The 25,016-nt window shown below is 25.6% G+C and carries 17 protein-coding genes; 11 read left to right on the top strand and 6 right to left on the bottom strand.

The window, feature by feature from the left end:
• Positions 1 to 108 precede the first annotated feature (108 nt).
• The 5 genes from JN03_RS09050 to JN03_RS01550 all read right to left on the bottom strand — a co-directional run bounded on the left by JN03_RS09050 (position 109) and on the right by JN03_RS01550 (position 12,248).
• Positions 109 to 7,470, bottom strand: a complete 7,362-nt coding sequence (locus JN03_RS09050; protein WP_134076575.1) for an SGNH/GDSL hydrolase family protein — start codon at positions 7,468 to 7,470, stop codon at positions 109 to 111.
• 31 nt (positions 7,471 to 7,501) lie between these two features.
• The gene (locus tag JN03_RS09045; RefSeq protein ID WP_134076574.1) at positions 7,502 to 8,074 is read right to left on the bottom strand and encodes a hypothetical protein; all 573 of its coding nucleotides are present in this window, start codon (positions 8,072 to 8,074) and stop codon (positions 7,502 to 7,504) included.
• 9 nt (positions 8,075 to 8,083) lie between these two features.
• Complete coding sequence (locus JN03_RS09040) at positions 8,084 to 10,516, bottom strand: hypothetical protein (RefSeq protein WP_134076573.1); 2,433 nt, start codon at positions 10,514 to 10,516, stop codon at positions 8,084 to 8,086.
• A 158-nt stretch (positions 10,517 to 10,674) separates the two neighbouring features.
• Positions 10,675 to 11,562 carry a bifunctional 5,10-methylenetetrahydrofolate dehydrogenase/5,10-methenyltetrahydrofolate cyclohydrolase gene (locus JN03_RS01555; protein WP_134076571.1) on the bottom strand — a complete coding sequence of 296 codons (888 nt, stop codon included), beginning with the start codon at positions 11,560 to 11,562 and terminating at the stop codon, positions 10,675 to 10,677.
• A 119-nt stretch (positions 11,563 to 11,681) separates the two neighbouring features.
• Positions 11,682 to 12,248, bottom strand: a complete 567-nt coding sequence (locus JN03_RS01550; protein ID WP_134076569.1) for a DNA-3-methyladenine glycosylase I — start codon at positions 12,246 to 12,248, stop codon at positions 11,682 to 11,684.
• Between the two features lie 403 nt (positions 12,249 to 12,651).
• On the opposite strand from JN03_RS01550, the gene JN03_RS09035 reads away from it, so the two are divergent.
• The 11 genes from JN03_RS09035 to JN03_RS01500 all read left to right on the top strand — a co-directional run bounded on the left by JN03_RS09035 (position 12,652) and on the right by JN03_RS01500 (position 24,184).
• Positions 12,652 to 12,942 (top strand): hypothetical protein, encoded by a 291-nt coding sequence (locus JN03_RS09035; protein ID WP_134076567.1) that lies wholly within the window; start codon positions 12,652 to 12,654, stop codon positions 12,940 to 12,942.
• A gap of 3 nt (positions 12,943 to 12,945) precedes the next feature.
• Positions 12,946 to 13,776 carry a DnaB-like helicase C-terminal domain-containing protein gene (locus JN03_RS01540; RefSeq protein WP_166666757.1) on the top strand — a complete coding sequence of 277 codons (831 nt, stop codon included), beginning with the start codon at positions 12,946 to 12,948 and terminating at the stop codon, positions 13,774 to 13,776.
• A complete protein-coding gene (locus JN03_RS09030; RefSeq protein ID WP_166666756.1) occupies positions 13,760 to 13,921 on the top strand; it encodes a hypothetical protein in 162 nt (53 codons plus the stop codon). The genes JN03_RS01540 and JN03_RS09030 overlap by 17 nt, the downstream gene beginning before the upstream one ends.
• Before the next feature lie 33 nt (positions 13,922 to 13,954).
• Entirely contained in the window at positions 13,955 to 15,595 is a 1,641-nt protein-coding gene (locus tag JN03_RS09025) for a hypothetical protein (RefSeq protein ID WP_134076564.1), read from the top strand.
• Positions 15,596 to 16,813 carry a hypothetical protein gene (locus tag JN03_RS09020; protein ID WP_208317683.1) on the top strand — a complete coding sequence of 406 codons (1,218 nt, stop codon included), beginning with the start codon at positions 15,596 to 15,598 and terminating at the stop codon, positions 16,811 to 16,813. It begins immediately after the preceding gene.
• On the top strand, positions 16,806 to 18,884 hold the full coding sequence (locus tag JN03_RS09015; RefSeq protein ID WP_134076563.1) for a hypothetical protein: 2,079 nt from the start codon (positions 16,806 to 16,808) through the stop codon (positions 18,882 to 18,884). Before JN03_RS09020 ends, JN03_RS09015 begins: the two co-directional genes overlap by 8 nt.
• A 68-nt stretch (positions 18,885 to 18,952) precedes the next feature.
• Entirely contained in the window at positions 18,953 to 19,513 is a 561-nt protein-coding gene (locus JN03_RS09010) for a hypothetical protein (protein ID WP_036457848.1), read from the top strand.
• Positions 19,514 to 19,526: 13 nt separating this feature from the next.
• Complete coding sequence (locus tag JN03_RS09005) at positions 19,527 to 20,459, top strand: hypothetical protein (protein ID WP_036457849.1); 933 nt, start codon at positions 19,527 to 19,529, stop codon at positions 20,457 to 20,459.
• Positions 20,460 to 20,464: 5 nt separating this feature from the next.
• Positions 20,465 to 21,787 carry a hypothetical protein gene (locus tag JN03_RS09000; RefSeq protein WP_134076562.1) on the top strand — a complete coding sequence of 441 codons (1,323 nt, stop codon included), beginning with the start codon at positions 20,465 to 20,467 and terminating at the stop codon, positions 21,785 to 21,787.
• An 11-nt stretch (positions 21,788 to 21,798) separates the two neighbouring features.
• Positions 21,799 to 23,349: a hypothetical protein gene (locus tag JN03_RS08995; protein WP_134076560.1), complete on the top strand. Its 1,551-nt coding sequence runs from the start codon at positions 21,799 to 21,801 to the stop codon at positions 23,347 to 23,349.
• A gap of 169 nt (positions 23,350 to 23,518) precedes the next feature.
• Complete coding sequence (locus JN03_RS01500) at positions 23,519 to 24,184, top strand: hypothetical protein (RefSeq protein ID WP_036457729.1); 666 nt, start codon at positions 23,519 to 23,521, stop codon at positions 24,182 to 24,184.
• Between the two features lie 19 nt (positions 24,185 to 24,203).
• On the opposite strand, the gene JN03_RS01495 is transcribed toward JN03_RS01500, so the two are convergent.
• Positions 24,204 to 24,743 (bottom strand): hypothetical protein, encoded by a 540-nt coding sequence (locus JN03_RS01495; protein WP_134076559.1) that lies wholly within the window; start codon positions 24,741 to 24,743, stop codon positions 24,204 to 24,206.
• Positions 24,744 to 25,016 lie beyond the last annotated feature (273 nt).

Raw genomic sequence — 25,016 nt, 5'->3', positions numbered from 1 at the left:
AATCTCTTTATTGCAAACCAAAATCAACTTTCCACAGTTGATTTTTTTATACAAAAAAGCACAACCTTGTGCAGCGTTGTACTTTTTAAAATTATTCTTTATAGAAAGTTATTTATTGTCTTTATCCATATCTTTGTATAGATAACCATATTGAAGCATTTTTGCAATTAATACTATGTTATTTTTTTTATGATGTTTACTTTCTGTTTTATTGTAATTTACTATATATGCAGTAATTGAATCATCTGACCAATCAGTTCATTTTCTAAAATTATCATCACGTGAATTTTTACCTTCGGCATAACCTGCAAAATAGTGATCATCATAACTTATACTGCTTGTTAAACCAATGAATTTATGATTATTGCTTCCGTTATATAGACTTTTAATTTTAGATTTTAAGTTGTCTTTTTCTAAAACTTTCTTATAAGCAAATTGAACACCTTTTGAAATATAATTTTCTGGATAAGCACCTAATGTATATTGTCCTCATTTTACAAAATCTCAAAAACTTGGTTTAGGCATTCAGAATTCATCAGCTGACATATTTGAACATAACATTACAGACAGTGCTGTATAAACTCTTGAAGTTGCACGATATCCTGGCAATTTTTTAACTATTTTATTTAGTTCATCAACTGAAGAATATTTCTTTGTAGATACACTATTTAAGAATTGATCTACTGATGGGATAAATATTGAACCTATTAATTTATCAGCTGATATAAGACTTAATAATTCAAGACCTGTACCTATTTGTAAATCAATTTTGATATCTTCAACTTCTTCATATGCTTCTTGACCACGTGGCGGAATGCTTCTACGTGCTCTAATAGCAGAAGGAAGTATTAATCTTTCGCCTTTTACATTATTTTTAATTTCTTGTAAATATGTTGTAGCTTCTGCTTTAAATCTACCACCAAATAAGAATGAATATACACCAGCATCTAAATTAAATATTGTTGCATCAAATACATAGTTTATCATATTAGTGAATGCTGCTGAATCTATATGTTCAAATAAAGTAACAATATTATCTTTATAACTTCCAACTAAAGTAGGTAAGTGAATTGCTTTATCATTTCCAGTTTTTGTTACAAACTTAATTGCACCAAGAATAATCTTATTCTTGATTTCTTTCATTTGGTCTTTTGCTTTAACATTTACTGTTTTCAATTTATCAAATACATTATTAATTATGATAGTAAATAAATTATTTTCTTTTATTGAAGCTTTAAAAAATGTGTCTACAAATTTTTCAATTGTATGTTGATTGTCATCAATTACATTTCTTCTATATAGTGAAGGATTATCTTTTCAAGATTTCGTTAGAACAACATCAATTTGTTTAGCAAGAGAAGCATTCGGATCATTTAACATTGCTTTTACAAATTCTACAAATGTATTTTTCAATTCATTTGTGTCATTTTCAAAAACTACTCTTATAACTTCAATTCATCTTTTTGCGGTTTGAAGTTTATCTGAATTTGTAAAAATTGATAGTAATATTGCTTTAATAAATGGAAATAACTTCTCGTTTTTAATAGTATTTTTAATAAAGTCTTTTGTAATTGATTGAGTCGCTGGATCTTTGTTAATTAATTCAACTATCTTAAATTTATTTAAGAAAGTTTCAATTTTTTCATCATCTTTTTGGAATTCTCTAAAAATTTCATCAAACAATTTAACTATTTGATCAGCTGAAGTTTTAATTTGTTGTTGATTTAGTATACTTACTAAAAATTGAACCGAATATAATTCTTGGATAAATGTAGGATCTAATAATTTTTGAGATATTTTTTGAGGTTCTCTAATATTATCTAAAACAATGTCAAACATATAATCTAAAATAGGAGTATTTTTAACTTTAATATCATTCAAAATATCAAACATATTTTGAATTAGTTTTTTGAAAAATGCATCATGTTCATTTGATAACTCAATTTTTGTATATTCTTTAAAGTTAGCTTTAATTAATCTAACTAAAACATCTTGATTTGTAGCATTAGATACAAAATCTTTACCAATTAGTTTGATTTTATCTTTAATGTATTGTTTTTCTTTATCAACAAATTTGTATAAAATTTCTAATGGATTTGTAATTAAAAGATTATTGTAAGTAGTTGTATCTTTATCAATTTTGTCAATAATATCAAATATTGTTTCATATATCTTTTCATTATCAAATATTGATTTAAGAACATTAATTAATTCTGATTCTGAAATGTAATTTGAAACACTTTGTGGAAGCTTTTTAACTAATGAATCAGCATTTGCTTTTAAAATGCTCTTAATTATATTGAGATTTTCTGGTTGTTTAAATAATGCAACATTATTATTAATAAATTTAACTAGTGTTTTTAGATCCATTAATGAATCTAATTTTTCTTTAAATTTAGCAAATACAGTTTCTTGCAATTTTGTAATATTAAATCCATTAATTCCAAGCGAAGTAATAGCTACTTTCAAAATATCTTCAACTAATTTAAATTCAGTATTAGCTTTTTTAGCAAGTTCAGGAATTATATTAGAAATTAATTTGTCTATATCGGCATCATCTATTTTAATTCGTGATGAAGCAAAACCTTTGATTACAGATTTTAACAAACCTACAACTGATGGTTTTTTAATAATAGCATCAATATTATTTGAAATTAACGTAATTACTTCATCAAAAGCACTAGCATTTGAAAATGCTTGTTTAATAAATTCATCAAATGTTTTAATGGTTGCAAATTTGCCATCAACATTTTGAACTATTGCTTTTAATGTTTTTGCAAATATTTCTTTAATTTTGTCACTTGAAACAAATTCATTAATAAAATATCTAAGTTTTTCCTGAGTGAAATCTGAACCTAATTTACTTTTAATTTCAGAAGGAACTAATTTTCAAATAAATTCATCTAAGAAAGTAGATTGTTGAGATACTGTAACTCCAAATACTTCTTTAATAACATTGAAGAATTTATTTACAAATTCTTGTTCATTATTCTTAATTTTTGAAATTAATTTATCAAATACAACAAGTTTGATTTTTTCTAAATCAAAGCCGTTTGTAGATATAGAAGAAATAATTGCTTTTGATATATCTTCAAATAATTTAAACTGTTCTTCTAATTTCTTTAAAGAGTTTGGAATAAAGTTATCTACTATATCACCTACTGTACTATCATCATTTACACCTGAAGGTAATAAGTTTTTAAGTACTGATTTCAATATTCCTTTTATAGAAGATTTGTTTAATATTTCTGCTAAATTATTAGAAATTAATTTAATAGTTTCATTATAAGCTTCAGGATCTGAAAATACTACCTTAATAAAGTCATCAAATGATTTAATTGAAGTCATTTTACCTTCAACATTTTTAATCATTGCTTTTAGTAAAGAAGTTAGCAATTCTTTTGCTTTATTACTTTCAATAAATTGATTAAATAAATGTGTGAATTTATCTTCGTCAATAAATTTAGAAACATTTGATTTAATACCAGCCGGAATAAGATCTCAGATGAATTTGGTTAAAAAGTTTTGTTGAGTTGTATCTTGTAAGTTTAAAACTTCTTTTAAAGTTTCAAAAATTTTGTTGATAAATTCATCTTCATTACCTTTTAACATTGATAAAAGTTTTGTAGTGGTTTTAGCAGCAAAATCTTTTATGAATTTTGAAACATCAAATGATGAGATATTAGTTTCAAAATATCTCAACGCTCATTTAATTCCATTTTTCAAAGCAGAATGTTTATCTTCGGTTTCAACTACAAATTCAATAATCTTTTTAATGAATTTTTCAAAGTTTTCAGATGTAATTTTACCTTTTAATTTAGGGAATTTGGTTTCTAAATAACTTTTTACAAATGCAGCTATAATCTTTTGATTATCAGTTTCTTTAATTAATTTCTTAATTAATTCAACAACTTTGTCAGGAATGCTGTTATAGAAAGTAGAACCCTCACCAATTATTTTTTTAATTATTCTTGTTTTATCAAGGCTTGAAATATCTTCAAAAGTTAAAGAAGAAAATATTGTAAATATTGTTTCTGCTGATAAATCAATAATATTTTCGCTATCGTATAACTTTTTAAGTAATTTTTCAATGCTTCCATCATTCAATAATGCTATTATTTCTGCATTATTTAAACCTTTCAAGTATTTAATAATTCAAGTCTTTCCGCCTTGCATTATTGGTTCACTTAACAAGTCCTTAATTATAGACTTAACCTTTTCTTTAGTACCAAATAATTCTGTTTTAAGTGCTTCATACAATCTCTTATATACACTTTCTGAAGAAGGTGTTTTATCTAGAAGAATATCAGCAACAGTAAGAATGATTCTTTTTAAAAAATGTTGCTTGTCATCTAAATTAACACAAAGTGTTAAGAAATTACGCATTAAAACAGAAATTTGCTGCTCAGATACATATCCCATAAATGGAAGTGAGCCAAATTTTTGTTTTAATATTTTTGCAAGCACATCAGTTATTGATGTATTATCAATTAAATTACTTTTAATTAGATCTTTTAAAAGATCTAATGGATTTACAGAAGGAGTTTCGAGTATTTTTTGAAGTAATTGTTTTGGCGTGGTGACATTAGTTAAATCTAAATCTTTTACTGATAAAACATTTACAAAATAATCTGCTATTTTAGAAATATTTTGACTTGAAACTAATTTTGTGTAAATTGTTGAAATTTGTTCTTTGGTTAAAAACTTATTTAAAAATTCTTGTTTTTCAATAGTTTCTTTTAATTTAAATGATTTTTCTGCAAATTTAATTATGTTTTCAATTAATTTCTTCAATACATCTTTGTGATCTTTTAGTTGTTGTTCATCAGCTAAAAGTTTCAAAATTTCAAGTGCTTTTTCAAATGAACCAAATGTTTGTGAAATTTCACCAATAAATACATCTTTAAATTTATCAAATTTAAATGAAAGTCCATTTTGTGCAATTTCAGCCATTAATGCTTTTGCAAGTGAAGTTGATACATTAAATTTATCTTCAAATTTGATAAATACATTAGTAAATGCACCAATGATGTTTTTAATACCATCTGCTTCAATACCTTCAAATAATGGAGCAAATTGTGGATTAGATTTAATAAATTTATTTAAAACTCTTACAAGAACTGGATTTACATTAGGTTTTTTAATTATTTCTTGGAACAACTTGGTGAATGATTTTCCAATTTCACTGTTTTCATTTTGATTTGAAAATAGTAATTTAATTAGCCCTTCAAAAGAAGTAATTTTATTGAAAGTCTCTTCTGAACTTAGTTCAGTGTTTCCTGCGGTCAATATTGATTTTAGTGAAGTACCAAAAAATGAAGGAAGATTATCGGAATGGAAAATTTCTTTTAATAAAATTACTAAATCACTTTTATCAATGAAGTTTTTGTATTTATCTTCAAATTTAGCTGCAATAAATTCAATTACTGCATTTAATTTATTAGATTTAAATGCATTTTTGATAAATCCTTCAATTGCTTTTGCAAATCCATCTTTGAAATCTTTTGTAAAATCAGAAGCCAAAAATTCTTTTAGTAAGAATAAAAGATTTTGTTTATCAAAAAATGTTTTACTAAATAGTTCTAAAATATGTTGTTTTTTAAGAACTTTAATTCCTGGAATTCCATCTTTATCTCAGTCGGTTTCAATTAAAAGTTTTTGGAAATTATCTAATTGGTCATTTATGTACTTAGATTTTTTAATTCATTTAACTAATGCAAATGTTGCAGCCTCGCCATTTTCTTTGAAGAAACTTGGAATATTAGCTTCAGGATCAAGTTCTTGTAAATAACTTCAACGTTGGCTTTTTGTTAGTATAGATATAACAATTTCAGTAATTTGTGCATCAGTAAAACTTCTAAATCTTCTTGAAATATGGGTAAGTGAAATATGAGATTTTACAGAATCATAAACTGCATCTTCTTCATATAGTTTTTTAAGCGAATCTTCTTTATTGGTTCCAAAAGTTGATTTATAGAAACTTGTATAATCTTCATTATTAAGTTCTATAAATTGTTGATGAGTATTAGCATTATCATTTAAATAAGATTCAGTTCATCCAAAACGTTTTAAATTGGCTTTACTAATACTTGAATTAGTTAGTTTAATAAAAGCATCTGTTGCAAGCTTTTTGTATCCTGAAGTTGTTGGATGTAGGTCTAAAAATACAGAAGTTAGTTTATCTTGATTTTCAGCTCAAAACTCACTATCAAATATGTTTACAAAGCTTACATTGGGCTTAGCAGCTGCTTTTACAGCTGAATAAATTGCTTCTGATAAAGGTGAAATTAGAAAACTTATAATATCTTTACCTTTAATCATTGATTTAATACCATCAGGTAAAAAATCATATAAAGAAACCAGCAATCTTAAAAAAGGTGCTGGATAATTAAATACTGCAATATTAGTTTTTGAATTAAGTTCACTAATTTTTTGAATTAAAGTTTTTAATCTAGCAGTAATTTCTGTTTTAGCTTTACCAATAAATTCTAAATAAAAACTTAATAAAGCACCATAATCTAATGGTTTTCCTTGCTGAGTTGCCGCAATTACTTGTTCAATTATTTTTGAAATGTTGGTTGATCTTAAAAGTTCACCAAAAAATCTAAAAAAGTCATTAGCACCCAGTGTTAAAGTAATTAAATTTGATTCTTTAATTTCTTTAACTAATTGTTTTTTGAATTCAGTTTTATCTGTATATCTTCCATCAAAAGTGTGCTGATATACACTTTCTTCATTTTTAAAAATATCAGGATTAGCTGAAATGTATTCAGTGTCTAGTAAATCCAATCATTCTAAAATAGTAGAATTAGATGTAGCAAAGTTATTAAATTTTTCAACTCTATTTGCTTTATCTTTGTTTAAAAAATGTGCTAAATATACTGGATATGACATTCCCGAAAGTGATCCATCAGAATTTAGTGTTCCCTGATAATCTTTATCAAGAACGCCAGTAAATCCCGCTGTAATAGAATCGCCTAATGCTAAATATCTAACACGTTCATCTTTTTTGATGATATTTTTTGATTTTTGAACTTCAAGTTGTCTTGGATCAGAAGGAATAATTGGAGGATTTGGTTGATCTTCACCACCTCCTGGATTTGGAGATTGAGCTAATTTAAAACTATTAAGAGTGATTTTTTGAAGTTTTGAAACATTGTTTGTTTTCTTGTTTTTTAGTTGATAGTACACATCAACTGTACCTTGTGAGTTATTAGATTCTAACCTAATAACTTCACAAGTGTATTTTAAAGTGTCATAATTGTAAAATTTAACTTGATCTTTAGTTAGTTCAGAAGCTTTGATTTCTGATTTATTTGGAATCTCATGAATTTTTACGTTCTGGGCAATTTTATTTAAATCAGCTTCACGGCAAGAACAACTCATAGTTAAAAGAGTTGTTGTGGCAGAAGTAAAACCTAACGATGATAATATCATTAAAAGTTTTTTGTTTATTTTGCTATTACTCATAAAGTTCTCTTTTTAAATTTGAAAGGACATTCTATATGTCCTTGTATTCTTTTAACAATCAAGCTTCGTAGTTGTTACGTACTATTTCAACTTCTTTATAGGCTGCATGTCACAAACTTTTTGTCATCTTGTTGTCTTTACGCAACTTTTCAATGTTGTCATATGTTACACCAAGCGGTGTAAATATTCTCTTCAAGTTTAATCCAAGTGAAACATTTTTTAAGAATAAATCATCATGGTCTTTCTTGAATTTGTTGTACTCTTTTTGGGTTTTTTCAATATCTTTATTAACCGCTTCAAGTTCTGCAAGTAAACCTGGATCATTAATGTTTGTTTTTAATTTTTCATTAATTTCGTCTTTTTTGGTTACAAGTTTTTTAACTTGAGCATCTATATCTTCATATTTTATTTTCAGCGTACTTACTTCTTTATCACGTTTATCATAAACTTCTTTGTGCTTCTTTTGAAATCCAGATAGTTTTTGAATTAAAGTTAGTGTTTTTAATTTAGGCCCATGAATTGCTACAACTGAAGTTATAGTAATTATTGCCGCAGATGTAATCGGTACTAGTGTGGCTGTTAAAATTCTTCAATTCTTTAACATTGCAGTTACCTATTTTAATAGTTTCACCGAAACGTTATAGAATGTTTTGTATCCAGTACCTAAATCAATAATTGGAGCGCCTAATGACCATATTGCATCTGAAAATAGTTTAACTTTCTTTTGGTTTTCAGGTACATAATATTCTTTAAATAATTTATCTGCTGTTGTATGGTCATAATATTTTTCAAATATTTTGAAACCTTCTCTATCTTGTTCTTTAACTAGATTATTTCAAATGATAAGAACAGGTGCTAATTCATTTTCAAGCATTTTTTTAGGATCAGAAATATCAAGTGATTGAATTTTTTCTAATGCTTCTTTTACTTGAGGAATAACACTTTTAACAGGAGGATTCTTTTTGTCATTACCATAAATTTTGTCCACATAGTAATCAATATTTCATTGAGCAAATTCTACTAAACATTCTTTTTTAATGTTTTTTATCAACACTTCATTTTCAAGTATTGAATAGAATAATGCTGAATATGTTTTTTCAACAACTGGAGCAAATTTATCAATTAAATCAGATAAAGCAGCTGTTATTTTTTTAATTTTTCTTTGTATTGCTTTACTTAGAAAATCAAATCCAGCGCTAGTATCATCTTTTAATTCAAATGCACCTTCTAAAATAACAGTTGTCATAGTATTTATAAGTTCAGTAAATCCTAATAGTGCTTCCTCCATTACTTTTGAATCTTCTGATTTAAGTTGAAGACCAATAATTGCATTTGTAAATTGAGTAAATAATGATCTTATAGTTTTCTTTTGTGATTCTAAAAGAGTTTGAAATGCATTATGCATTTCATTAGGACTGGTTGATTGTGCTACTAATTGATTTCCATAACTATCAAGTCTAGTTTCAACATTGTGAACTGCTTTTTCTTCAGCTTGTTTTAAAGCTAAACGAATTTCATTAGCGTTTATGAAATTTTTGATTTTTTGATGGTTTTTGATATTTTCAAGAACTTTTCTTTGTTCATCTAATGCTTCATTTCCTGATAAAGGAGAATTTAGTAAATTTTCTGCTTTTTGAAGATTATCTTTAATATTTAATTTTAGATTTTCAATATCCTCATCATCTTCAGCACCAACTAGTTTTACTTTAAGTTCATTAGTTATAGTTTTTAGTGCATCATAACTATTCAATCAACTAAGGTTTTTGATTAAAAGATAAAAATCAATAATTTCTAATTTTACTTTAAAAGCATATTCAAGTGTGGTTCCCAGTACTTCAATTGCTTTCTTAGCTTTATTTATAGCATTATCTACATAATCCACATAGATACTATTTTTTGAAGAATTTTTCTTATTAACTAAATCTTTATAGTTTTGTGGTAATCCTTTAAATACGTTTTCAGCCGGATCAGGATTATCTGAGAATAAAGTTTTTAAAACTCCTGAAGTTTCAGCAAGTTCTTTTTCTGTAAGTTTTTTAATAACCTCATCAATGAATTTTTGGTATAGGTTTTTCTTTTCTTCTTCTGTAGTTGATGATTCTTTTAATTTCTTTTCATCATCTTCTGACAAAATTGTGTTTCCAAGTTTAGCAGTAGCTTTTGTTTTTACTGCTTCATATTTTTCAGAAATTGGTTTTGATTTTTCAGCAATTTCAGCTTCTAAAAGTTCTTTAATGAACTTTAGGTTTTCATCAATGTGCTTAAAAATAAAATAATTTCCAAAGAAATAATCAGATGTTTTATCTTTGGAATTTTCAAAAACGGCACTAGCGGTGTCTAAAAGTTTTTGTGAAATACTGTCTTTTTCCTGTTTTACAGTGTCTTTTCAGAAAGTATCATTCATATAATTATTAACAATTTGTTTTGATGGTTCAATAACTTTTGCAATTGTTAATTGGTAAATGTCATCAAATAATTTGAACTTACTTTGGATTTTGTTAAGTTCATCATCATTTCAATTTTCGTTATCTAGGAAAGTTACAAGGACTTTGTTATATTCACTATATTTTTGTTCAAATTTAGTTTGTTCAATATTATCTTTAAAAGTTGTGGTAATAGTTTCTCAATAAACTTTATTTTTTATGTAAAACTCATCGAAGAAAAATAGTCTATCTTTTATAGTTTTCTTGATTAAGTTAATATTGCTTCTTACTTGTTGTACTTCTTTTTTTCAAGTATTATAAGTAACTTTTTTAAGTTTCTTATCATGCTGAATTTTTAATCTTAATGATTCAATTTCAGATTTTGTATTGTTTGCAAGTTTACTAATACTATCGCTGTCACTCTGCTCATGGAATTTAATTTGAGGAGCTACATTTAACAAATTATTGTTTAAATTTGAAAGCAATTGAATTTCAGTCTGGAGTTGATCTACTAACTCTTTTTTAACTTCACCTTCACCACACCTTGCGGCTAACAAAGGTAGGGGTAAAATCCCTACTGTTGATAGTGAAGATAGTAATAAAACTTTTGTTTTTTTGTTCATTTTATTATTTCTCCTTGAATGTGAAAAACCTAGGGTTATAAAAAATATGTAATATTTTACTACAAAACAAAAAAAAAAAAAACGTTTAGTGTTCTGGGAGTTAAACACAAAAATTGCAATTTCTTAAAAATTAAGCAGGAAGCTATAATTTTTGCCTTTTACATTTCTATGAAATGTAAAATGTTCTTGTATAAACTGGTTTTTTCAGGATTTTGAATAAGATCAGATTTAATCAAATTTAAGATTAAAGAAGATACAGTCATAGGTCCAACCCCGCCTGGAACCGGGGTAATAAATGATGCTTTCTGGGCAAAAATTTCAAAGTCTAAATCACCTGAAATTTTGCCATTTATTTTATGAATTCCGACATCTACTATCACACAATTCTGCTTAATATCTTCTAGTTTTATTGGGTTTTTTTGACCTGTTGCAACAACAATAATATTGCTATTTTTTAGGTCATTTCTAGATGTATTTTCATCATAAACACGTACTAAATTATTAGTTTTTTGAAAGTAATGGGCAAGTGGTTTTCCTACTATTTTTGATTTTCCAATAATAGCAATATCATTATTTATAACATTAATTTTATACTCTTTTAAAAGCAAAATTATACCTAAAGCAGTAGCTGGAAGAAAAGCTTTTTTATGGTCTTCAAGCTCATAATTTATGTCATTTAAACCATCAATATCTTTTTCTTTTGGAACATAATTCAAAAGCTTTTCTAACTCATTTGCAGAAATTTTATTGCTCATTATAGGAAGTTGAATTATCATTCCGGTTGAATTATTTGCAGTTTCACAAATAGCATCTTTGATTTCATCAAAACTTGCATTTTCTGCTATTTTTTTGAAGTAAGTTTTAATGTTTAAATCTTCTGCAAATTTAAGTTTGTGTCTTATATAAATGTTGGATTGTTCTAAATCTCCAACTTGCAAAATTCCAAGTGTGATAGTATTATCTTTTTGGTCAATATTAGAAAAAATTTCAGCTAATTTTTCTTTAATTTCAAGTGAATATTTTTTGCCATCTAACAATTTATACATACTATCACCAATGATTATTAAATTATATATGATATAAATTTAATAACAACTTTAAATTAAAAAATTGCAAGAATTATTTTACAATTATTGAATATTAATTTAATAATTAAAAATGAAATTTAGTCTTTATATAAGAAACATTTTTTAACATGGTCATTAACAATACCAATTGATTGTATATAGGCATAAACACTTGTGCTGCCTATAAATTTAAAGCCAAGTTTTTTTAAATCTTTGCTTATTTTATCTGAAAGCAAAGATGTTGCGGGCATTTGGCTTTCATTATCAAAATGATTATAAATAACCTTATTTTGAGTATAAGATCAAATAAATTTATCAAAACTACCATATTTTTCTTGCACTTCTATGAATTTTTGAGCATTTATTATTGCTGCTTTTATTTTTACTTTATTACGAATAATTAACTCATTTTGCATAAGTTCTTCTTGTTTTTTATCATCATATAATGCAATTTTTCTATAATCAAAATTATCAAAAGCCTTGCGCAAACTTTCTCTTTTATTCAAAATTGTTATTCAAGAAAGTCCTGCTTGCATACACTCAAGCAGTAACATTTCAAATAAAATTTGCTCACTATGAAGCGGTTTTCCTCATTCTTCATCATGATATTTTTTATAAAGTTCAGTAGTAGCTCACGAACATCTTTGAATGCTATCTTTATTCATATTTTTGCCTTAGAAAATAATATTTTTGGATTATAAAAACACTAAATTAATTTTATCATTTAACACAATTTTTCTAATTTTAAGCCTTAAAAAAGATCATTTCTAATCTAATAAAATTAGATTAGATTATGAAATTTAGTACATTAAAATCTAATTATACCCTTAATGTACTTTACAGCCAGAAGCGTTAATTGAAATAGTGTTAATGTTTCTGCGAAAAAGCGTTTTATGTGCAAGATGTGCAAGGTCTATAAGATGTTTTTTCAAAACCCATTATAGTTAGCGTTCAAATATAGAAAAATTTAATTTATCAAAAAGGTTTTAAATGATTATTTTTATTAAAAAATAAGAATTTCAAATAAATAAGAATTTTTCACTCAATTATCGACATAGGAAGTTATTTATGGCAAAAGTTTGACATACATTAGTAGTTAGTTATGAACAAGTAGTAGCAGAATTTTATAATTCACTAATAATTGCAATGCCACAAAACAAAAAATATAAAAAATATTGTTTTTATTTTCCTAAGAAAATGGCAAGTTATAAAAATGATAGTTGATTATTACGTTTTACAGATGATTGAAATTTCAACGTATTTTTAAAAGTTAAAAATAATGTTGGTGAATATGAAACTATTGATGAAGTAAAACTTACAGCTCAAGAATTAATATTTCAATTTGAATTTTATAGGTAGATGATGGAAGATAACGATATAAAAAAAGGATATTTCTGGTTAGATTATCTACTAAAAAATAAATACAATTTTCTTTTCAAGAAAAATAGTTCTTTGAAAACAAATATAGATTTCTTTGATAGATTTCTAAATGGGCTTACAAAACAACAGTTTTATGTATTAGCTGCACGACCTAGTGTTGGCAAAACTACACTTTCATTAAATATCATAATTAATGCTATTAAATCACTAAAAGAAAAAGAAATTATTGTTTTCTTTTCACTTGAAATGAGTGCTGTTGAAATTTTAAACCGTATTAATGTATTAATTGAAAGTCAAAAAGAAATTATTAACATACAAAAAATAATAAATTCTAAAAAGTTATTAATAGTTGATTTTTCAGGTTTAAATGTAAAAAATATTAGAAATACTATCGAAAATTTAAAAGAAACATATGAAATTAAAGCTATTTTTATTGACCACTTACAACTGCTTGAACTAGATAAGATAACTAGCAATGCACCAAGGTATGAAAAAATAGCTAAAATCACAAGAGATTTAAAAATCTTAGCAAAAGAAAAAAATATAAATGTTTTTGCACTTTCTCAGCTTTCAAGAGATTTTGAAAAACGTGATGATAAAATTCCTTTTCTTAGTGATTTAAGAGATTCGGGAACTATCGAACAAGATGCTGATGTGGTTATATTCTTAGCTAAAAATAAAAATAATTACATCTTATACATTGCTAAAAACAGAAATGGAAGTTGTGCACAAACTATTTGCAACTTCGAAAAAGAAAAATTTTTATTCACATTTGAAACTATTTATGAGGATGACGATGAAAAAACAAGATAACAATGAACCAATAATTCCGGTTTGCATAGTATGCAATAAAAAATTACCAGTTAAAGAATCAAAGCATATTTGAAATGAAGTTCGATTATGTTCTCAAAAATGTTGAAAAGAATTTAGAACATATTGCCAAGAATATGAAATTTAATAAGCTAAATAATTAAATAATAGGAGTTTTTTGATGATTGATGGAGTACCTGTATTTTCTGAAAAAAAATTGCAAGAAATCTTGCATTATACTGATTTAAAAGAAAATCCCGTTTATAAATCATTTAAATCAAATACTTTCTTTGAACTACATTCAGGAGCAAAAGGTGTATCAAAATCTTTTGGTCAAGCAATAATTTCAATTTATAGGCTTGTGAATGATAAACGTTTTTGTAGTGTATGGTGTCGTAATCAATATAACCACATTAAGAAAACTTTACGCCCTATGTTTGAAAAAGTACTTTCATTTTTGAAAAATGAACATAACTTAGATTATACAAATTACATTTCAATTTATGATTCAGGGCTTTACTGAGAAATGGATGATGGTGGCAAGGGTAGAGCGATTTATTTTGAAAACTTTGAAAAAATTCAAGCTTTTCAAGGAATAACACTAAAAAACAATGATTTTTTATTTGGTGAGCTTGTAATAGATGAACCTATTGAAGATCCAGCCGATACTACCAAGCTTCCTCATCAATTAGAAGAACTTTATCGCTTGCAAGAACAAAAACTACCACTTTTAATTTCAAATACAGTAGCAAGATTAGAAGCACCTGAAACATTCCAAATAAAAGTTAAATTTTTGTACAACATTTTCACAACCGAGCATTGAATTATTAAAAACTTTCATAATAAAGTAATTACTTTATTTGAAGGTGATAAATTAAATGAAGAAGTAAAGAAAGAACTAGAAAATAAAAGCTATATTCAAAAAATTGATGAAACTTTCAAGGAAAATCTAGGTATTAGTTGCACAATGTATTCAAAATACTTTATTCCTAAAAAAGAAATTAGCGAAATTCAACTCAAATATTTAGAAAATTTAAAAACTGAAAACCACAGAATGTGAGTCGTTACTGTTTTAGGATTTGCTTTTGAAGATGAAAATAATAAACCAAATTATTTTATGCATCCTTATATTTTTAACGAAAATAACACATTACGTAAAGATGTACAAATAATAAAGAGTTTGGAAGAATTAGAAGATAAATCAATAATTGGAATTTATGATGGTTTTGACCCAGGTTTAAGTGATAAAAGTGCTTGGGTTAGAACACTTCTTTTACAAAATGGAAAAGTAGTGGTTTGAAATTTGATTGATGATTTTGGTTCTAAGTTAAAAGAAAAGTTTGCTCGACCTCGTACTGCAATTAATAATTTATTGGTTGAAATGATAAAACAATCTAATGAAGAGCTAAAAACCAAATTTATCTCAAAGCTAAAAAATCAAAATATTTCATCTATTTTATTAACTGATAACGACATAATCTGTGAAACCATTGGGCTTTTGTTTAATCAAAACAAAGTTAATGCTGCTACTTATTTAGCCAACCGTAAAGATAGTAAGAGTCAGAAATTTGGTATTGAAAGTAGGCAAAACTGGCAAAAGTGATTATTTAAAAGCAATAACATAATTTTCTTGCCTCACACATTGGGATTAACTAAATATTTAGCTAAACAAATGATTTTACCTTATGAATCAAAACGAGATGAAACAATAAACAAAGAAATTTATGATTTAGTTAATGCTTTTGAAATGAGTTGCTCAACTTTATATAAATATCAATATTACATTCAAAATCAACTTAGCAAATTAAATCAGGAGATATAAATGAGTCAAAATAAGTTTTCTACAATTAAAGATTATCTGCTTTCTGCTAATAATGCTACACAAGATGTTTTTGATATTGTAGGTTTTAATAAACCTAACAGTAAAAAAGCATATTTAAGGTTAGGAGCAAAAATTCAAGCTAATACACTAGCTTTTAAAATTCCAGAAGTTAAATTTACCAATCAAGAAGCTCAAAAATTGTGAGATCAGATTATTAATAAAAATCGATTTTTAGAAATTATTCAACAACTTGAAACAAATTTATATGAATTTGGATATTATGCAATCGGAATTATGCGCAAAGGTGATAATTACCAAATATCACTTGCAAAAGTTGAAAAATATAAATTACATAATAATAAATTAATTAAATTAGCTATTGTTATTGATAATTTTTCATCTAATTCAGAAAACTTTGAACTCATCAAAGAATATGATCTAACAAAGAACACTAAAAATGATTTTGTTTCAATGTATGCTAAACAAAAAGCTACAAAAGAAATCAAATCACTTTCGCAATTCCCAAATTTAAATTTTTCTTATCTAAATGAATTTTCGGATGATTTTATTCCTTGAGTAGTTATAAAAAATAATTATTTAGGAAATAGTGAAATAGATGATGTTGATCAATCACTTTTCCAAATGCTTGATAATTGCTTAGAATGTATCCTGCGGGATAATTTCTGATCTAACCCTTTTATTTTTGTAATTGATAATTACAATATGGATTCAGCTACTGATGTAAAAGATGCTATTTATGATTTCGGCAAGCGTGTTATTTCATCAAGTACAATGGCGCTTAACCAGCAAATAGGAAATCCAATTGAATTTCATCAAGGGAACAGTAATACAACTCATATTTTACAAAAAGTTGATAAATTAAATTATTTAATTAAAGATCAAATGTTTTTCAAAATGAATACCGGTGATTTTGGAACTAAGAATATGCATAACGCTGAATTTGAGAATATAAACTCAAATTTTAATGATTATGTAGAAGCAAAAGCTAATTCACGTGAAAGCTACTATCAAGATTTTGTTGAACTATTTTTAAAGCTAGCAAATTTACAAAGTGATTTTGAAATTATAGTACCAAATTCAACTAAATACTTGAAATCAAAAGAAGCTATTTATAATGTTGATTCAAATGGTGTTTTATTAAATCAAAATCCTCAAGCTCAAATTGCTGCATTAGAAGAAGAGGAAAGCGATGATTAAACTATCTGAATATGTAGATTATGAAGGTGAAATAAAACTATATAAATATCGCATTACTAATTTAGCAAATGGATATTTAAAATTTCACTTAAAAGCTAATGATTTAATTATTCTAGATTATGAAAGTACTATAACTGGATATATTCCACAATCAACTATTTCAATAGTAGAAAAACCAGAAGATGATAAAGCTTTTTATAATTTCATTGATAGCTTTCAATTCATAACAAATGATATTGTTTATGAACCTATTGTTTCAAGCAGAAATGATTTTTTCTTATTTTCATTAAAAGATAAAGAAAACATTGATTTTGAAAAAGATGAACTTTATTTTATAGATTCATCTTCTAGTGTTGATTATGATTTTTCACCCGAATCAAATAATGAACATTATTTGTATCAAATACAATTTGCTAATATTAAACAGCTTAAAAACTATGATATTAGAAAAATCGAATATAAATTCAAAGATGAAATAAATTTAAAACCAACTAAGCAAATTTATTTGAAAGTTGAACCTACGATTTTAATTAGTGATTTAGTTTTTAAAGGCAGAAAAGTTATAAATAATAGCAATATTTTACATAACTATGTACCTAACTATAAAATCAAAACTGATATAACACCAGTTAAATTTTATCCACATTTAGTGCATCCTATTAATGTACAAAAAGAATATGATTGTTGGTTGGATCAAACAAACATATTTTTCGATTTGTTTAACACACATTTTTATAACAAAGATAGAATTGAATGAAACACTATCTATAAAAATTTAATTTTAAGGTATTTACAAAATATAGAAAGCAAAGAATTAAAAGAGTTTCTTAATTTAATTAATGATTGTATTGGTGTCACAGAGACTATAGCCTCAGGATATAAAAAAATTTATGATGGTGGAGAAGATATAAAAGATAAAGATGCATTTCAAAATAGAATATATAGTGGAAATGACCCAAAGCAATTTTGTGATTTTAAAATTTTTAATTTTTTAAAATTCTTTTCATATGATAATCCAGCAATAACTAAAACATTAGAAACAATTTTATTGATGTTTTCTGAATATATTCCATCAAATTGAACATTCAAAGGTGGTTTAACACAAGAACACGAACTTTATTTGCCCTTTTACCTTGAAACATCACAAACAAGTGGTGTTTGAAATATAAAATCAAATTTTTATATTTTTAATTCTCAAAAAAATATATGAGAGCCAAAAGATAATTTATTATCTAATCATAATATATTTTCTTTTCATACAAAATTAATAGCCCTTCCAATTTTGCCTGAAAAAATAAGTGAAATTAATATATCAAATACACCACTTGACTTTAATACTTCTAACAGTCATAATTTTAATTATCTAATGTGAAATCCTTCCAAAGCTAGTGATATTGAAAAATATTTTGCAAGTTTAAAACCAGAGAAACCAAATTTAGAATACATTTATAAAAAAGTTAGTTGGAAGTTAGATACCAAACCACCACATCCAAGAAGTAGATTCGACGAACAACCTGATGAAGAATATTATCCAATTTATCCCAACGTTCCAGAAAACGCTGAAAACAGATGAAAAAGCTGAGATGATTTTTGAAAATTAAATAGTTGAAGACCTGAAATAAAAAGCATATTAGAAAATCCCGAATATAAAGATTATGATAAAGATTATTTAGCAAGAAGTATTCGAATTTGAAGAGAAAACTTTAAAACATCATATTCTCCTTTTAATTCAAATCACGGAGCTCAAAAAGGATGAAGCCTTTGCTTTGATGCTGAATGACTTGTTTTAACTTTTAAAATAAAAATTGATTTAAATAAATATGAATTTCCTAAACCTGATTTCTTGTATAAAAATGAGAGAGATTTTTTAAATACACTTAATGTAGATCATAGAGAAAAGCTTTTAATTTGTTTTGAAATTGAAGATGATGATTTTATTTTAGAAGATATAACAATAAAGTCAATTTATGCAAATGAACTTGATGTAGAAATTAAAGATTGTATGCACAAAGTTTATAAATTAAATTACAACGAATCCAAAACAGCAGGCGAAACAAAAATAATTATTTAGCTTTTTATACGAACCGATTGCGTATTCAAATAAAGACGGAGTTTTTCAAAATATTAAGGAATTAAAATATGAAAAAATTTATTGAAAATTTAGCTTCACTATTCAATTTGAAAGTTGATGAAGTTAAAGAAAAATTAAATATTACAGATGATACTGATTCAAAAGCTTTGGCAAAAAAGTTAGGTGTTTATTCACTTTATTTAGAAAAAGAAGATCATAGCAATTACTTAAATAGCAAACTTGCTAATAAAGAAGAGTTAATCAGCAATCAAACAAAAGAATTAACTAACAATAAAGAAGTAATAGCTTTACAAAAAACTGAACTTGAAAACCTAGCAAAAGAAAAAGAACATCTTGAAAATATTAAAAATAAGCTAAATAATTCAGTTAAAGCTGAATGACTAAAATTAGGCATAAAAAGACCATTTGAAAAAGAGAACATTGATATTTATTCATTAGATTATTCTAACCTTTCAAAAAGCATTATTGATTATGCTAAAAATGAAGGCTTAGCAATTCAATCACCAAATTATGATGATTTATTGCCCGCAAATTCAAAAAGCATTTCAATAGAAGATGAAGATGATGATAATCAGTTAATCATAGTAAATGGTGCTATTAAAAAATAATTAAGGAACAATAATGGGGAAAATTAAATTACTAGAACTTGAAATCGCACAAGCGATGGAAGAGAAAAAAGACTCATCTGGTCAGCTCGAATACGTAGGGGTTAAATTAAACGAACTACAAAATGCAAAGCTATTATCATTTTGAGTACAAAAATCACTAATTATGGAAGCTTCAAAAGATGTAGGCATAGATACATCTGACCAAAAATCTGTTAAATTTAGTGTAGTTTTACGTGGTAAGAAACATAAAAAAGGTGAAATCCTTGGAACTGGTGAATTTGATAAATATTCTATTTCAAAACCATTTTCAATAGATTGAAATGAACCAGATGTATATAAAGAAGGATTGCCTGCTTATGCAGTTGCAAACTTTCCAGCAACAGTAGCTAAAAAGCTAGACGCATTTATGGATCAAGATTCAAAAGACTTTGAACGTCAAGGTTTTGCGATTTTGGAAAAGAAAGCAAAAGAAAACAAAAAATTCAAACCAATTGAAATTGATATAGCTAATGCTACTGGTCAGGATTTATATACAACAATAGTATCAGCTGCTGATGCACTTACTGAACTAGTAGATCCAAAAGTTGGAATTGATTTAATTAGAGCAAATCAAATTGTTATTTTTGCAAGACAAGATATTTTAACTAAAATTTCAACTTTCACTATGAAAGGAGACAATGCAGCAGTATCTGCAAAACTTGGAGCATATTCACTTGGAATGTTAGGAGGATATAGCACTTTTTCTTGCCCTTATTTAAAAGAAGCAAGTGTTATTATAACCACAACATTTTCAATGGGAAATGCAAGAAAAATCATCGCAGCTAATGCTGGTAAAATTGATAACCTATCAAATGACTTGGGTGCATATTTAGAAACTACAAATATTTCAGATGTATTATTCAATATGATCCCAACCGCAATAATTCATAAACCAAAAAATGGCTAAAAAAAATGGTTTATTACGGAACTAATTCAGCAGTTAAAAAAGGATTACCTGAATTAAAAAAGCTAAAAAGTAAAACTTGAAATTGGCTTTTTCACGCAGCAAATCTTATTTCAAATTTAATAATCGATATTGTTTCAAGTGCAATTTCTATACTGCCCATTCCTGGCGCAAAGCTAATTGGTAATATCGTTGAAACAACATTGGGGGCAATTAGTGATATTGCAATACCTTTAATATTTGGAAGGTCAGTAGATTATAAAGAAGTTGGAATTAATGCTGCTTGACGTTTCTTCACCATAGGCTCATTTAGTGTTTTAAAAGGAATTAGAAAAATTTATAAAAAAATTCCTGTTGTAAATAAAGCTATAAGATTCTTTCAAAGAATAGCAAGCTTTGCTAAAAATCCTGTTGGATTAATTCATTATGTAGTTAATAAAACAACATATAAACTAAAAGTAAAATTAATAAAATCATTAGGCAGAAAACAAGCTAGCTTTATTATTAAAGGTATTCGTAAAGCTTACAGAACCACTATAAAAGCATCAGTTTTCACAGTTTCACTTTTAACAGCTAAAAATAAAGAAGATTTTCTAAGACAAAGACTTTCCAATTTAATTAGCTTTGGAATTAAAAAAGGTTTTAGGATTATTAATAAAAAGATTTTTATTAAAGGTATTAAAAAGCTTGCTGCTTCAAAATTTAGTACAAGAGAATCACTTAAAAAATATGTAAAAGTAAAAAATCAAACTTGAATTCCATTTTATGAATCTAAATGAATTGATGGAGTGAAAATTGTTGATGATAAATGAGTTTATGAAGAAGATCAAAAAATGATATCTTATTTTGTATTTTTTAACAAACTAGCAACCAAAAATAAAAAAAGCTTAATTTTCTTTAATAGACCAATTGAAGAATTTAAAGAATTTTTAACTACACCGGATAAAGGTAAATGATACTTAGATAATTTAGCTTGGGGTTGAGAAGTCGGTGCTGCTATTCGTAAGAAAAACAAAAAGCCTTTTTTGATAAATAAACTAGAAAAAACTAAATATAATCAGCATTTTTTATCATCAGTAAAGCAATTCGAAAATACAACAGACAATGCTATTGAACGCTTACGTGATAAATTTAAAGTTTTATCATCTGCACGAAATCGTAATTTGGGGAACAAAATTGTAATTGAATGAAATGACCAAAAGGTTGATTTCTTTTCAAGAGATGATGCTTCTAAAGCTACACATTTTGACAGTAAATTTCTATACAAAGGTAAAAAGATGAAATCAATTAAAAAAGCTTTTTCATTAGTTAAAAGTATTAAAAAGATTTAGAAAGGAGCAATATGAACGAAAAAATTCTAGAATTATTTCAATTTAACGTTGAAGACTATAACCGAAATTTTTATAACATCTCAAATGCTTTTTTTATCCCTAAAAAGCTATTGGGATTTTATCAAAATAGCCAAAAACAAATAACAGAAGTTGAAATCAAAAAATGTTTTAATGCAATAGCTTTAAGCATACTAAATCAAATTGATTTGTTGATAGGACAACGTATTTCACATTTTGTTTCACTATCAAAAACATTAGATGAATTTAAATCACAAGTTGGCGCTAGTAGATATGAAAATTTAAGATTAGCACTTTATGAAGAAATAAAATATCGATCAATATCTAATAATTTTCCTGAATTCTTTAACAAAATATCACTAATACCTAATTCTATTAGCAAAAGTGGTCAAGGTCGAGATTTTGCTACAATTGAAAATTATCTATCACCAGTAGCTACTGCTTTAATTATAAATTCAAGTTGGCATAAGCTTTCAATCCCTGAATTTGATAAGGTTAAAACATTTTTGGATAACAGTGAAGAAAAAACTAAACAATCATTAGATGAAATCAAAAATGAATTTAAGAGTGAATTTAATAAGTTTAATAATGATTTGCAAAATAAAATCGACACAAAAGAAGACAAACTAAATCCAGTTTGAAAAAAATTTTTTAATGAAAACATAAAAGGGGATTACGAATTAGGATTAAAATCGCCATCTGAAAATGGATTGTTTTTAAATTTTGATCCAAATGATACACCTAGTATTGATATAATGGGTGAAGAATATTCAACTAATATGTCAGCAGGCTATATCGCACTTAATTCTCATCCTAATGAAAAAATGATTTTATCAGACAATTCATTAAGATTTGAAAAAATAATAGAAAATGATCAAAAGAAAAAAGCTGTACTAAATCTAGATAATTTGACTTCAATTTTAGAAATCACTAAGAAAACACCAACAATTGAAGCGAAAATTACAACGTTAGAAAATGATTCTAAAAAATTTAAAGAAATTGATATTAAACTTGAAAAGTTATTGAAAGATAATTCACAATCTGACGAGAATTTAAAATTATCATTTTCACAATTCAAAACTGAACAAATAGCTATAAATGAAACTAAACAAGATAAAGAATCATTTAATAAATTCAAAGTTGAGCAATTAGCTGAAAATGAAAAAATTAAAGCTAATTTAACCACTTTAAATAATGCAAATCAAACAATTGTAAATGTAGATAAAGAAATTTCAGATTTAAAAGCTAAATGTAAAAATTTAGAGGATTCATTAAATGCTCAATTAATTAATGGAAGACTTTTAAAAGGTTTATTGTTAGATTTAATCGAGAAAAATGAAAGTGCTTTAAATTTAAGTTTCATAAGTGAATATTCATACCCTGTAAGATGAGGACAACAGCCGCCAAATCATTATCCAGGAGAAATATATAATAATGGTAATGAATACCACTTATTTATCAAGTGAATAAGTCGCAAGCCGACAGGACCAGTAGATCCTGATAAACCATATTTTGTAAGATGAAAATATTATAAAATTTCATAAAACAACAAGGAAAATATGAAATTCTTTAAATGAATTTTTGGAACAATAATTAGCTTAGTTTTTGTTTTCTTTATACTTCTTTGAATATACAGAAATTTTGATATACATTGATTAAATTGATTATTTGAAAAGTTAAAAATAATTATTAAAAAATAACAAGGAGAAAAATTTGCAAATAAAAGAATGAATACCAATAGTGATTCCATTAATAACTTCGCTTATTGGTTTAATACTAACAATTATATTTACTTCAATTGCCCAAAGTAAAAAAGTTAAATATATTAAAACAAGAGTTGAGTTTCTCGAAAGAGAAAATGCTAATATCAACTTAGATTTCAAGCTTTACAAAGAGAAAACTGATAATTGAGCTTTTGATATGAAAATTGATTTGAAAAAAGCTTCTGATGAAAATATGCTTTTAATCAAGAAAATTGAAATGTATAAAACAAATTCTAATGTTGAATATAATCAAGAACTTGAAAATAAGCTAAGAGAATATTTAAAAGCTAGTGATACATTATCTAATGAGCTTTTAAAACAAAAGGATATTAACACCGAATTATCAATAACATTAGAATCATATAAATTCCAAAATGAACAACTTCAAAATAAAGTTAGTTTTCTTGAAAAAGAACTAAATCAGCAATCAAACTTTTTAAATAATCTTAAAAAATTTGAGCAAACTTTCCAAACCTTAAAATTTCCCGAAAAAGTTTCACAATCAAAGCCACCTATTAATGAAAATATTGATTTAAGTAGTAGTTTTAACGCTTATAACGAACCAGAAACGTTGAAGTGGGAAAATACCAAGGAAAACAAAAAAGGCACCGTGTAGTGCTTTTTTTAGTACTTTTTTAGTATTCTCAAATATCTATATACCGAACACAATTATATTCAACATCATCTTCTGTATCAAAGTTGTACATTTTAATATTAATTAATAGATTTCTAATCCATCTTTTACCATTTGTTTTAAGATTTTGGCATCTTCTTAGCTTATCAACATTAATATATTTTGTGATTTCTTTAAAATCCTTTTCATTTTCTTCATCAGATTTATCAGATTTTTTAAAATATTTCTTTAAATCTTCTTTTGATTTTTGATGTAAATTCAATGATTGAATATAAAGCTTACCAGTAATTCCTAGTTGTCGACGTAAAAGGTAATCTTTTTCTGAGTTTCTAATGTATTTTATAGCTAATTTATATGTTGGAGGATATGTTATAGTTAGTGGTTGAAATCTTGATAAAATACCATTATGCCTATACTCATAAGTATTAAAATAATGAAAATAATGATTGAATTGATATTCAATACTATCAATATTTAAAGCTTTTTCTTTATATGTAGAATATCTACCCTTTAATTCTTGGGGGAAATATTTTACGAACATATCAAAATTTTCTTTTGCAGTGTGTTTTTCTTTGTTATAACAAGAAATTAAGCTTAAAGAAATAGGAAAAATGGGTAAAATGCTAATAATTTGTAAGGAAATTTTTTTCATATAAAAAATTATAGTGAAAATAATTTATTGTAATAAATTAATTAATTTATATTAGCTAGATATGCATTTTTAAGAAATATAATTTATAATATTAGTGGGTTGTTAAAAAATTACTTTTTTAATAATCTATAAACAAAAAAACCTAGCAAGTACAGGTTGCTA

This window comes from Metamycoplasma hyosynoviae, assembly GCF_004365165.1.
Lineage (GTDB): Bacteria > Bacillota_I > Bacilli_A > Mycoplasmatales > Metamycoplasmataceae > Metamycoplasma > Metamycoplasma hyosynoviae.
This window is presented reverse-complemented; position numbering and strand designations above follow the sequence as displayed.